Genomic DNA, 12,156 nt, shown 5'->3' with positions numbered 1-12,156 from the left:
CATGGAAAATCTGGTTTTGTACCATGTTGCCGAAAGAATTGCAACAATAACGATTAACAGGCCTGAAAAAAGGAATGCCTTAAATCCCCAACTCGTTTCTGAACTAACTGCAGCATTTATTCAGGCATCGGAAGATGATTTGGTTAAAGTAGTGATTTTAAATGCTAACGGCAATTCGTTTAGTGCAGGCGCCGACTTAGACTACCTGCAGCAACTACAACACAACACTTTCGAAGAGAATGTAGCCGATTCGAACAACCTGAAAAAGCTTTTTACTACCATTTATTATTTACCCAAGGTGGTTATTGCGCAGGTTGAGGGGCACGCCATTGCGGGCGGCTGTGGTTTAGCTACTATTTGCGATATCGTTTTTGCTACGCCAGAAAGTAATTTTGGCTATACCGAAGTAAAAATAGGCTTCGTTCCGGCTATTGTTTCCTGCTTTTTAAAACAAAAGGTTAGCGAAACCATTGCTAAAGAAATTCTGCTCACCGGAAAAACCTTTTCAGCAGAACAGGCACAACAATATAATTTGATTAATTTTGTAACAAATCCGGCAGAGATTCATCAAAAAGTAAAAGATTTTGCATTAAGTTTGTGCAGCGAAAGCTCAGGAAATTCATTAATGATTACCAAACAACTTATTAACCAAACGAATAACCCCTTATTGGAAAAAAGTTTAGAAACAGCTGTTCAAATCAATGCCCGCGTTAGAGAAAGTGAAGATTTTAAAAAAGGAATTGCTTCGTTTCTAAAAAAAGAAAAAATTAACTGGTAAAAAAACTAAACTGAAATAAAAACATGTTCAAATCAATCAAAACAAGCGTTGTAGCTTTAATTTTAGTAAGCAGTGCTGTACTTGCCAATGCGCAAAAGAAAATGACCGAAGGTACGCTTACTTACGGTTTAGCATACAAATTAACTGAAGAGCAAAAATCTGCTATGGGCGGACAAGAGCCACCTGCAGAACTGAAAGTTAAATTCAACAATGGTTTAACTAAAATCGAAATGGAACAAGGTCCTGCCTTAATTGGTATCGTATCTGATAATAATGATAAAACCGGGTTACTTTTAATCGATGTGCCAATTGCACAAAAACAATTCGCGGTTAAACAAACAAAAGAAGATGTAGAAAAAGTAATGGGTGCTATGCCTAAATTTTCTGACTTCAAAGCCACAGGCGAAAAACAGACTGTTGGAGGCTTTAATGCAGAAAAATATACTTTTAAAGATGACAAAGGCGGCGCGCACGAACTTTGGGCGACTAAAGATGTAGAATTACCAAATGTGGGTTCTCAAAATTATTTCCCTGGTTTAAATGCATTCCCGGTAAAATATACTTTGGTTCAAAGAGGTATCGAAACTACTACAACTTTAAAATCGATTACTGAAGGTAAAGTTGGCCCGATTTCGAAAGAAGTTCCAACCGGATACGAAGTGGTAACGATGGAAGATTTAGCAAAAATGCAAGGTGGAGGTGAATAATTAACCATTTCCAGCTAATTAATAGCTTTTTAACTGACGGCTTTTTATTTAAATTAGCCCCAAAGTTAAAAAGCTTTTTTTATGACCTAACTTTATATGATTAAAAAACTATTACTCAGATTATCAGTTACCTGCATTGCCCTATGTGCTGTAATTGATTCAAATGCCCAAAACATTAACTGGGCAAAAGATGGAAACTCCTACTACCAGATTGCCAGCGGAGAAATTATTTCGGTAACGCTCCCTAAAAGCGACAGGAAAACAATTATTTCAAGATCATTATTAACCCCCGCGGGTAAAAGTGATGCCATAGCGGTAAGAAGTTTCCAGTTATCGGATGATGGCACAAAAGCTTTAATTTATACCAACAGCAAGAAAGTTTGGCGTTACGATACCCGTGGCGATTATTGGCTGGCAGATTTAACATCAAACAAAATTGTACAGATTGGTAAAGACAGGCCAGCCTCTTCATTAATGTTTGCCAAGTTATCGCCTGATGGCAGTAAAGTGGCTTATGTAAGTCAGCATAATTTATATGTAGAAAATATTGACGGGACTGGTGCAAAAGCCTTAACTACTGATGGTACCGATCGCATGATTAATGGTACTTTCGACTGGGTTTACGAAGAAGAATTTGATTGCCGTGATGGTTTCAGGTGGAGCCCTGATGGAAAATCAATTGCCTACTGGCAACTGGATGCGACCAAAATCAAAAACTTTTTGATGATTAACAATACGGATTCAATTTATCCTTATACAATCCCTGTTGAGTATCCTAAAGTTGGGGAAAATCCTTCGTCTTGTAAAGTTGGGGTAGTTGATATCAATACTGCTAAAACCAACTGGTTAAATGTACCGGGCGATAATGTTCAGCATTATATCCCGCGTATGCAATGGGTGCCCAACAGCAACAACATCATTTTACAACAACTTAACCGCGAGCAGAATGAAAGTATTGTGTTTATCTGCGATGCGGCTTCTGGCGCAGCCAAGGCTGTTTATACTGAAAAAGCCAAAGCCTGGATTGATGCACAGGATGAGTGGAAATGGTTAAACGACAATAAAGAATTTACCATCGTATCAGATAAAGATGGTTGGAATCACCTTTACAGGATTAGTGTTGACGGTAAAAAAGAAACCCTGGTAACCAAAGGGAACTATGATGTGATTGATGTTAAATTAATCGACATTAAAAACAACATGGTTTATTTTCTTGCATCGCCAACAAATGCTACTCAGAAATATCTTTTCAAAACCAAATTGGATGGAAAAGGAAAATTAGAGCAGGTTACCCCTTCGGTATTACCGGGCACACACAACTACGATATTTCTCCAAATGCTGCATTTGCACGTCATTCATATAACAGTTCTATTGTCAGACCTATTACGGAGTGGATGAACTTTACAACGGGCAATCCGTTTACCATGGATGGCAGCATCACTAACCAGCTTTCGAAACAAGAAGCACCCAAAAATAAAGTAGAGTTTTTTAAAGTAACTACCGAAGATGGTGTTGAAATGGATGGCTGGATGAAAAAGCCTGATAATTTTAATCCGTCTAAAAAATATCCTGTTGTTTTTTATGTGTATGGCGAGCCTGCTTCTGCAACCGCACTTGATACCTATGGCGCAGGAAGAAACTTTTTATATGCCGGCGATATGGCCAAAGATGGTTACATCTACATTTCGATGGATAACAGAGGTGCACCGGTACCAAAAGGCAGTGCATGGCACAAAGGTATTTATAAAAACATTGGCGTAATTAACATCCGCGACCAGGCTATGGCTGCGAAGAAATTACTGGCTACTAATGCCTTTATGGATAAAGACCGTGTGGCAGTTTGGGGCTGGAGCGGTGGTGGTTCATCTACCCTGAACCTGATGTTCCAATATCCTGAAATTTACAAAACAGGTATTGCTATTGCGGCTGTGGGTAATCAGTTAACTTACGATAATGTTTATCAGGAGCGTTATATGGGTACACCTTTCCCAAGCAAGGAAGCTTATGTTAAAGGATCGCCGGTTACACATGCCAAAAACCTGAAAGGTAATTTATTGTATATCCACGGTACTGGCGATGATAACGTACACTACCAGAATGCAGAAATGCTGATTAACGAGTTAATCAAAAACAGAAAGGTTTTTCAATTAATGAGCTATCCAAACCGCACCCACAGTATTTCTGAAGGTGATGGAACCAGCGAGCATTTATCTTTAACCTACACCAAGTTTTTAAAAGAAAACTGCCCTCCGGGAGGAAAATAAATCATAAAAGAGCAGCTTTAGGGCTGCTTTTTTTATGCAATAAGTTGCTGTGTGAGCATGGCGGTTACAATGGCAATACCGAAACTCAGTAATGTGCCAATTAGTACGTATTCGGTTAATTTAAGGTCGTGGGCTTCTTTTAAATCGCCAAACCTGAATATCGATTTTGCAGCCAGCAAAAAACCAACTGCTTCAAAATGATTGGTTAAGATGAATACAAATATCAGTACCCGTTCCAGTATACCAATGTATTTACCAGCATTTTGTAGTGATTTAGGGCTATCGGGCTGATTATCCGGAATCCAGCGGGCAATAATAACGCGCATGGTAATGGAGGTAGGCAGGGTTAAAAACAAAGCCCCCGAAATGAATATCCACGTTTTGGTTTCTTTGAGGTAACTGATATCCAGGCTTCCTTTATAAAATAAATGCCATACAGCTACAATGGAAATAAAATGCAATACCTGATCGACGAAAAATAATAAACGGGCATTCTTTTTTGTTTGCAGCAGTAACTTCAAAGCATCAATTGCGAAATGAATCAGCCCGATTAACAAGGCTACTTTCCATACGCCAAAACTTAAAAAAATCAGGAATATGAGTGCAATATGTATGGCTACATGCAGGTAAAGCTTAGCTGATTTTAGTTTCTTCACTTCCTTTTCTTCAACCCACGAACCTGGTTGCAAAAAGAAATCGCCAATTAAATGGGCAATAATGAGCTTAATGAGGTAGATATCCATTTTTTAAAACATTTGGTTCAATTTTTTACGGTATAACTTATCCATATCCATTATTTCGGCAAAATGAGCCCGTTTTAAGGCTTCGCTAACTGATGATTGAGTTCTGCCCGAAATGGCAGCCAGTTCGCTCTGCAATATGTTTTCATGTTCGAGCGCCAGTTTAACCATTTCGGCAGCTACTACTCCCCAGCTATCCATAGCAATGAGGGCGAGCTTAATCAGTGTATTGATTTCTTCGTCGAAATCAGCAGAACTGGTTTTAATGGCCAGGTTTAGTTTAATCTGTTTTAAGCTATCAAAAGCAGCACCCGAGTACACAAAAGCATCGCCACTATCTTCTGTAAGTTTCTTTCTTTTGCCCTGCACTGCACCAATCCCCAACCCCATCCGCACATCTGCTGATTTATTTAACCTGATACAGGCTTTTAAATATATAGCTGTTCTTAATGCTTCTGTTGCATCTATTTCTACCTGAAAGCTGTCTCCCCTGAAAATCTCCCACCGGCTGTGCTTCCCGGAAACAACCTTTAACGCCCCTTTTAAGCTTGCCAACCAGCTGTCTTTTATTTTGCGTGAGCCTATAATATCGCCTGTTATAATGGAAATCATAATACCAATATCGATAAAATAATTAAAAATGCAAAACAATATCGGCTAATTACCCGATATTTCGATTTATCGGCTAATTACCCGATATTTCGATTTATCGGCTAATTACCCGATATTTTAATTTATCGGCTAATTACCCGATATTACTTCAAAACCAATTGATACATTTATTGTTTAAATAAGCATGGCACTGATCGAATTTACCAAAAGGGGCATTTACTGCAAGCAGGGAGATTTTTATATTGATCCCTGGTGGCCTGTAGATTATGCTGTAACCACGCACGGGCATAGCGACCATGTTCGGTTTGGTAATAAACATTACCTCTGCCATACGCTTACCAAACCCATTATTAAACGTAGAATAAGTGAAGATTTAAATGTAGAAACACTCGAATATGGCGAAAGCATTACCCGAAACGGGGTAAATATTTCATTCTTTCCGGCAGGGCATATTATTGGTTCGGCACAGGTTAGATTGGCTTATAAAGGTGAAATCTGTGTAGTATCTGGCGATTATAAAATTGAAGATGATGGCATTACCACGCCTTTCGAACCTGTAAAATGCCATTCATTTGTTTCGGAAAGTACATTTGGATTACCCGTTTACAAATGGCAAAAACAAGAGGTGGTTTTTAACGGCATTCAAAATTGGGTAAACAATAACATCAGCCAGCAACGCACGAGCGTGTTAATTGCTTATAGTTTGGGCAAGGCACAACGCCTGATTAAAAACCTGGCAGGCAGCGTTCCGATATATGTACACAACAGTATCGCTAACCTGAACGAGGTAATTATAAATGCAGGCGTAAACCTACCCGAAACCATCAGGATTGTGCCCGAAATTACCAAAGAGGCCTTACAAAAAGGAATTGTGATTGTTCCGCCCGTAATGCGTGATAGCCGCTGGATTAAAAATTTAGCCCAGCCGGTTACCGGTATCTGCTCTGGCTGGATGCAGGTTAGGGCGCATCGCCGCTGGCAAAGTGCCGATGCGGGTTTTGCACTGAGCGACCATGCCGACTGGAATGGCCTAATGGAAGCCATTACGGCAACCGGGGCAGAAAAGGTTTATGTAACACATGGTTTTACAGCTGCATTTACTCGGTTTTTAAATGAGCAAGGCATTGAAGCAAGTGAGGTATTAACCAAATTCGGGCAGGAAGATGATGAAGAAAGCAAGGTAGATTTAGTAGCGCAAAACGAAAGTAAACTACCATGAAACGTTTTGCACAACTGATCCAGCAGCTCGAGCTCAGCAATAAAACCAATGCTAAAATAGCCGCTTTGGTTCATTATTTTAACTATGCCGATGACAAAGATAAAGTTTGGGTAATTGCTTTATTTACGGGTAAAAAGCCTAAAAGACCCATCAAATCAGCCTTGCTTAAGTACTGGGCAATAGAAATTACGCAAACACCAGAATGGCTCTTTGCCGAAAGCTATACCAATGTGGGCGATTTAAGCGAAACCATTGCGCTATTGCTCCCTCCTGCAGAAAACACGTCAGATTTGCAACTTTACCAATGGATTGAAGACCTGCATAACCTGGAAGGAAAGGACGATGATACCAAGAAAGCTTTTATTCTAAATGCCTGGAACCACCTCGAAACACAGGAACGTTTTATTTTAAACAAATTGATTTCAGGAAATTTCAGAATAGGCGTTTCAAATAAAATGCTGGTTAATGCTTTGGCTAAACAAAGCAGCCTCGATAGTGCGCAAATTATGCACAGCATTATGGGCAAGTGGAATCCTTACGAAATTACCTTTCATGAACTTGTTAATGGCGTCCATGTAAATACCGATAATTCGTGGCCCTACCCTTTTTGCCTGGCTTATGCTTTGGAGCAGGCGCCAGAAAGCCTGGGCGATATTACAGCCTGGCAGGCCGAATGGAAATGGGATGGCATACGCGGGCAAATTATTAAACGGAACGGAGAGCTTTTTATCTGGAGCCGTGGCGAAGAACTGGTAACGGAACAGTTTCCTGAATTGCATTTTCTGGTTGATGTGCTGCCCGATGGTATTGTTTTAGACGGCGAAATACTGGCTGTACAGGATAAAAAAGTATTATCTTTCAGCACCTTGCAACAGCGTTTAAACCGTAAAACAATTAGTAAGAAACAGTTAGAAGACGCGCCCATTGGGTTTTTCGTTTACGATTTACTTGAATATGAAACCCAGGATTTTAGAACGCAGACACTGAGCGAAAGAAGAAAAATTTTAGAACAGGTTATAACTGGTTTAGGCGATAGTCCGGTAATCCTCTCCCCGGTTATCAATTGCACCAGTTGGGAAGAGCTGGCAACCTTAAGACAAGATTCGCGTTCGATAAACAGTGAGGGCATTATGCTTAAAAAACTCAATTCATTGTACCACAGTGGACGCAAACGTGGCGATTGGTGGAAATGGAAAATTAACCCTTACACTGTTGATGCCGTAATGATTTACGCACAAAAAGGAAGTGGCCGCAGGGCAAATTTCTTTACCGATTATACTTTTGCCGTTCGCGATGGTGAAAACCTGGTTACCATAGCCAAAGCTTATTCGGGCTTAACCGATAAGGAAATTAAAGAGGTAAACAGCTTTGTAACCCGCAATGCCATCGAAAAATTTGGCCCGGTACGCACCGTTAAACCTGAGTTGGTTTTCGAAATCGCCTTTGAAGGTATTGCTGAAAGTAAACGACATAAAGCAGGGCTAGCCCTTCGTTTCCCCCGCATATTGCGTTGGCGAAAGGATAAAAAAGCAGCAGAAATTAATACACTCGAAGATTTAAGGCAGTTACTGCAGTCAACCTTGTGATTTTAAACCCGACAGCAGCGATACCCTTTTTTGCCTAAGTGTAGTCCCTATTTAAAGCTGATTTACAAAAAAGGTAAAGCGTATGGCGGGACTGCCGCAACCGAAGCACTACTGCTTTTGCTTTTCAAAAAAAATAATATAAAATTAAACCGCCAGCAATAAAGCAACTATATTTAGGCATGGACCAAACCAAAACCAAAGGATACAAGCAGGTAAAACAATGGCTTAAAACACATAAGCGAAGGCCTTTTCAATTTCAGGAAGAGGCCTGGCAGTATTATTTGAATGGTTACAGCGGTTTGGTAAATGCGCCAACAGGTTTCGGCAAAACCTTCTCTTTATTTTTGGCGGTTGTAATTGAGGCTTTGAATGCTTCTGAAAACAGCAATAAAAAAGCAAAAGACCGCTTGCAACTGATCTGGATTACCCCTTTACGCTCATTGGCGAAAGATATTGCACGTGCCATGCGCGAAACTTTACTGGAATTGGAGCTCGATTGGCATGTGGGTGTGAGAAATGGTGACACCAGTCAGGCAGAAAAGGTTCAGCAGAAAAAATCGATGCCTGAAATACTGCTCATTACCCCCGAAAGCCTGCATTTACTTTTGGCTCAAAAAGGGTCGTCAACTTTATTTAAAAACCTGAAATGTATTGTAGCGGATGAATGGCACGAACTTCTGGGCAGTAAACGTGGTGTTTTGGTAGAATTGGCGGTTTCGCGCATAAAAGGTTTGCAAAAGCAGGAAAAACAGCAGTTTTTAAGGGTTTGGGGTATATCGGCTACCATTGGTAATATTGAAGAAGCCCTGGATGTTTTAGAACCGGATGCAGATACCAAACGCATTATCGTTAAGGCTGATTTGGAGAAGAAAATCCTGATTAAATCTATCCTGCCCGATGATATTGAAACCCTGCCCTGGGCAGGTCACTTAGGGTTAAAGCTGGCTTACAAACTGCTCCCCATAATCGAAAAAAGTAAAACCACTTTAATCTTCATCAATACCCGTGGCCAATCGGAAATGTGGTACCAACATTTGCTGAATATTGAACCTGAACTGGCAGGGCGTATTGCTATACACCATGGATCAATAGATTTCGAACTGCGCAACTGGATTGAAGATGCCCTCCACACCGGTCAATTGAAAGCTGTTATAGCCACTTCTTCGCTGGATTTAGGTGTAGATTTTAAACCTGTTGACACGGTAGTGCAGGTGGGCTCACCTAAGGGGGTAGCCAGGTTTTTACAGCGTGCAGGTCGCTCAGGTCACTCACCGCACGAAACCTCCAAAATATACTTCCTGCCTACCCATGCATTAGAACTGGTAGAAGCTGCTGCCATTAAAGAAGCGGCCAAAACCAACAATATCGAAAGCAGGGAACCTTTTATTATGGTTTTCGATACGCTGGTGCAATACCTGGTTACCCTTGCCATAGGCGATGGCTTTGATGATAAGGTAATTTATAACCAGGTTAAAAATACCCATGCTTTTAAAATGATATTGCCGGAAGAATGGAACTGGATAATGCAGTTTATAACATCGGGTGGCGATAGTTTAAGTGCTTATAACGAATTTAAGAAGGTAACTAAAGATGAGGATGGGCTTTGGAAAGTAAAGAGCCGCCAGCTGGCCATGCGCCATCGCCTGCATATTGGAACGATTGTGAGTGATGCCATGCTGAAAGTAAAATTCCTTTCGGGAGGTTATGTGGGTATGGTGGAAGAATATTTTGTAACGAGACTAAAAGCTGGCGATAATTTCAGACTGGCAGGCCGTGTGCTCGAATTTATCCATGTAAAGGATATGACAGTAATTGTGCGTAACAGTAAGCAGAAAAATGCGATATCACCCAGCTGGAATGGTGGACGGTTGCCTTTGTCATCTAATTTAGGTTCGGTTTTACGTAAAAAATACAACGAAGCCCTGGATAAAACCCATCAGGACGAGGAACTGGATCTAGTTTATCCTTTATTTTTGCTGCAGGAAAAACGATCGCATGTACCGCGCAACGATGAATTATTAATCGAGCTGATTAACAATAAAGAAGGCTTCCATTTATTTGCCTACCCTTTTGAAGGCCGGTTGGTACATGAGGTACTGGCTGCCCTGGTGGCTTACCGCTTAAGCAAATTACTGCCCATCAGTTTTTCTATTGCCATGAACGATTATGGCTTTGAGTTGCTCAGCGAAACCGAAATACCGATGGATGAATCTATTGCCTATGAGGTTTTTTCGCCTAAAAATTTAACTGAGGATATTACCCTAAGCATTAATTCGACTGAAATGGCCCGAAGAAAATTTCGCGATATAGCCTGTATTTCGGGTTTGGTTTTTCAGGGTTACCCCGGAAAATATGTGGCCAATAAGCATTTACAGTCATCGGCAGGTTTATTTTTTAATGTTTTTAGTGATTATGATTCACATAATTTACTTTTACGGCAAGCTTACGATGAGGTATTTTACCAGCAACTGGAAGAACCGCGACTGGTCGCTGCACTGGAAAGGATTCAGTACGGTGCAATTGTAATTACACACCCGAAAAGTTTTACGCCGCTTTCTTTCCCGATTAAGGTAGATAGTTTGCGCGAAAATATGAGTTCGGAAGAGCTGGAGCAACGCATTAGCAGAATGAAAGCCGAATCTGATAAGATTAAATAAACGATACTGCATGAACCTGTTTGATTAAAAATCCTTCGACAGGCTCAGGATGACAACACTATAAAATGACCATAACAAGCCACGGAGAAGAACTGATTTTAGATAAAGAGCGGGCTTTATATTTACCCCAACATCAACTACTGGCTATAAGCGATTTACATTTAGGCAAATCGGCCCATTTCAGGCAAGCTGGTGTACAGGTACCTGCTACTATTGGCCAGAGTGATTTGCAGCGCTTAAGTGGCTTAATTGAAAAATATCGTCCCAAAACTTTACTCATTACGGGCGATATGTTTCACCATGGTTTAAATACAGATATCGATGATTTTTCGAATTGGAGAAATGCGTATGCCGATTTGAAATTACTGCTTGTAAAAGGCAATCACGATAAACTATCACATGCAGATTATACTGCAATGCAAATTGAAATACACGATCCCAGTTTTTGTTTAGGCCCTTTTTGCTTTATTCACGATGCGCCTAAAAATGATGCTGATGAGCTTTACCCTATTAGCGGACACATCCACCCCGGTGTAACGATAGTGGGTAAGGCCAAACAACGGCTCAAATTTCCCTGCTTTTATTTTGGCAACAGTTATGCCGTTTTACCTGCTTTTAGTTTGTTTACAGGGTTATATACCATTTACCCTAAGAATAACGAAAGGATATTTGCTGTGACGCCTAAAGCTGTTGTAGAGGTTTAATTAAGCGTGCTGATCGATAACCTGTTTCAGTTGCGCCGCCTGGACTACGCCGCTCTGGCGCCAAACCGGTTTACCTTTTTTGAATAAAATTAACGTTGGTACGCTCTGCACATTAAAAGCTGCAGCAGCGGGTTGGTTTTTATCGATATCTACCTTGATAATTGCAGCTGAATCTCCAACCTGAGATTTCAACTGATCCAAAACGGGTTTCATCATTTTACAAGGGCCGCACCATTCGGCAAAAAAATCGACCAGAACAGGCTTTTCGCCATTGATTAAATCTGAGAATTTAGACATGCTACTTCTTTTTATTTAGGAACAAATCATATTTATTTTAGTTTTCCTGAGATTTTGAAGATTCTATTGATTTACTCAAAACAGCTATGATTTGTTCCGCTTCTTCCTGATTAAGCCAATCAACAACGTTAACTTTTAAAAAACCATAATTTAAAATAATAGATTTTGTTTTAGAAGAAAACAGGTAATTCGGACGCGTAAAATATCTGGTAGTCTCTATATCCTTATTTAATATTGATAAATCAGTTATACCAATTAACTTGAAATATTTGGTTGATGAAATGAAATCGAATTTCTTTTTAATAACAAGCTCGTTCTCCCTGATTAATAAAATGGTTTTCCCAAAAGCCTCCCAGACCCAGATTTTAATGATAAATAATCCAATTGCTGTCCAACCAACTAGCCAAGGCGCAAATGATAAAAAATGATCTAAATTAGCAATAATTAAGGCGGGAACTATGATCAGCTCAACTACCAACCAAACTAATATGACAGCAAAAAAAACAATAATAAAAAACCAATTTTTAGATGAGGGAATAATAATTTCTTTCTTATCATTACCCTCAATAAATTTGATTCTTTGCATTCGTT

The 12,156-nt window shown here is 40.0% G+C and carries 11 protein-coding genes; 7 read left to right on the top strand and 4 right to left on the bottom strand.

Going from position 1 to position 12,156, the window contains the following annotated elements; translation table 11 throughout:
• Position 1: 1 nt before the first annotated feature.
• From OC25_RS21530 to OC25_RS21520, 3 genes are all read left to right on the top strand, one after another.
• Positions 2 to 778 (top strand): enoyl-CoA hydratase/isomerase family protein, encoded by a 777-nt coding sequence (locus tag OC25_RS21530; RefSeq protein ID WP_039480377.1) that lies wholly within the window; start codon positions 2 to 4, stop codon positions 776 to 778.
• Positions 779 to 801: 23 nt separating this feature from the next.
• Positions 802 to 1,485 carry a hypothetical protein gene (locus OC25_RS21525; RefSeq protein WP_039480374.1) on the top strand — a complete coding sequence of 228 codons (684 nt, stop codon included), beginning with the start codon at positions 802 to 804 and terminating at the stop codon, positions 1,483 to 1,485.
• Between the two features lie 96 nt (positions 1,486 to 1,581).
• The gene (locus OC25_RS21520; RefSeq protein WP_039480371.1) at positions 1,582 to 3,750 is read left to right on the top strand and encodes a S9 family peptidase; all 2,169 of its coding nucleotides are present in this window, start codon (positions 1,582 to 1,584) and stop codon (positions 3,748 to 3,750) included.
• A gap of 32 nt (positions 3,751 to 3,782) precedes the next feature.
• Here the strand turns inward: OC25_RS21520 and OC25_RS21515 are convergent, their stop codons facing one another.
• Together OC25_RS21515 and OC25_RS21510 are read right to left on the bottom strand one after the other, a co-directional pair.
• The gene (locus OC25_RS21515; protein ID WP_039480368.1) at positions 3,783 to 4,493 is read right to left on the bottom strand and encodes a DUF3307 domain-containing protein; all 711 of its coding nucleotides are present in this window, start codon (positions 4,491 to 4,493) and stop codon (positions 3,783 to 3,785) included.
• 3 nt (positions 4,494 to 4,496) lie between these two features.
• Complete coding sequence (locus tag OC25_RS21510; protein ID WP_039480365.1) at positions 4,497 to 5,102, bottom strand: hypothetical protein; 606 nt, start codon at positions 5,100 to 5,102, stop codon at positions 4,497 to 4,499.
• A 184-nt stretch (positions 5,103 to 5,286) separates the two neighbouring features.
• On the opposite strand from OC25_RS21510, the gene OC25_RS21505 reads away from it, so the two are divergent.
• The 4 genes from OC25_RS21505 (at position 5,287) to pdeM (ending at position 11,268) form a co-directional block, all read left to right on the top strand.
• A complete protein-coding gene (locus OC25_RS21505) occupies positions 5,287 to 6,321 on the top strand; it encodes a ligase-associated DNA damage response exonuclease (protein ID WP_039480361.1) in 1,035 nt (344 codons plus the stop codon).
• Entirely contained in the window at positions 6,318 to 7,907 is a 1,590-nt protein-coding gene (locus OC25_RS21500; protein WP_039480358.1) for an ATP-dependent DNA ligase, read from the top strand. The genes OC25_RS21505 and OC25_RS21500 overlap by 4 nt, the downstream gene beginning before the upstream one ends.
• 179 nt (positions 7,908 to 8,086) lie before the next feature.
• Positions 8,087 to 10,564: a ligase-associated DNA damage response DEXH box helicase gene (locus OC25_RS21495; RefSeq protein ID WP_039480355.1), complete on the top strand. Its 2,478-nt coding sequence runs from the start codon at positions 8,087 to 8,089 to the stop codon at positions 10,562 to 10,564.
• Positions 10,565 to 10,629: 65 nt separating this feature from the next.
• Positions 10,630 to 11,268 (top strand): ligase-associated DNA damage response endonuclease PdeM, encoded by a 639-nt coding sequence (gene pdeM, locus OC25_RS21490; RefSeq protein ID WP_039480352.1) that lies wholly within the window; start codon positions 10,630 to 10,632, stop codon positions 11,266 to 11,268.
• Here pdeM and trxA read toward each other — a convergent pair whose 3' ends face one another.
• The gene (trxA, locus tag OC25_RS21485; RefSeq protein WP_039480349.1) at positions 11,269 to 11,565 is read right to left on the bottom strand and encodes a thioredoxin; all 297 of its coding nucleotides are present in this window, start codon (positions 11,563 to 11,565) and stop codon (positions 11,269 to 11,271) included. It abuts the gene before it with no gap.
• 37 nt (positions 11,566 to 11,602) lie between these two features.
• Entirely contained in the window at positions 11,603 to 12,151 is a 549-nt protein-coding gene (locus tag OC25_RS21480; protein WP_039480346.1) for a hypothetical protein, read from the bottom strand.
• Positions 12,152 to 12,156: the final 5 nt, after the last annotated feature.

This window comes from Pedobacter kyungheensis (assembly GCF_000812965.1).
Lineage (GTDB): Bacteria > Bacteroidota > Bacteroidia > Sphingobacteriales > Sphingobacteriaceae > Pedobacter > Pedobacter kyungheensis.
Note: the sequence above shows the minus strand (reverse complement) of the source record. Positions and strands in the feature narration are given on the sequence as shown.

Bases quoted from the DNA above. Each gene is read 5' to 3' on its own strand.
- OC25_RS21530 (WP_039480377.1), top strand. From the start codon at position 2: ATGGAAAATCTGGTTTTGTACCATGTTGCCGAAAGAATTGCAACAATA.
- OC25_RS21525 (WP_039480374.1), top strand. From the start codon at position 802: ATGTTCAAATCAATCAAAACAAGCGTTGTAGCTTTAATTTTAGTAAGC.
- OC25_RS21520 (WP_039480371.1), top strand. From the start codon at position 1,582: ATGATTAAAAAACTATTACTCAGATTATCAGTTACCTGCATTGCCCTA.
- OC25_RS21515 (WP_039480368.1), bottom strand. From the start codon at position 4,493: ATGGATATCTACCTCATTAAGCTCATTATTGCCCATTTAATTGGCGAT.
- OC25_RS21510 (WP_039480365.1), bottom strand. From the start codon at position 5,102: ATGATTTCCATTATAACAGGCGATATTATAGGCTCACGCAAAATAAAA.
- OC25_RS21505 (WP_039480361.1), top strand. From the start codon at position 5,287: ATGGCACTGATCGAATTTACCAAAAGGGGCATTTACTGCAAGCAGGGA.
- OC25_RS21500 (WP_039480358.1), top strand. From the start codon at position 6,318: ATGAAACGTTTTGCACAACTGATCCAGCAGCTCGAGCTCAGCAATAAA.
- OC25_RS21495 (WP_039480355.1), top strand. From the start codon at position 8,087: ATGGACCAAACCAAAACCAAAGGATACAAGCAGGTAAAACAATGGCTT.
- pdeM (WP_039480352.1), top strand. From the start codon at position 10,630: ATGACCATAACAAGCCACGGAGAAGAACTGATTTTAGATAAAGAGCGG.
- trxA (WP_039480349.1), bottom strand. From the start codon at position 11,565: ATGTCTAAATTCTCAGATTTAATCAATGGCGAAAAGCCTGTTCTGGTC.
- OC25_RS21480 (WP_039480346.1), bottom strand. From the start codon at position 12,151: ATGCAAAGAATCAAATTTATTGAGGGTAATGATAAGAAAGAAATTATT.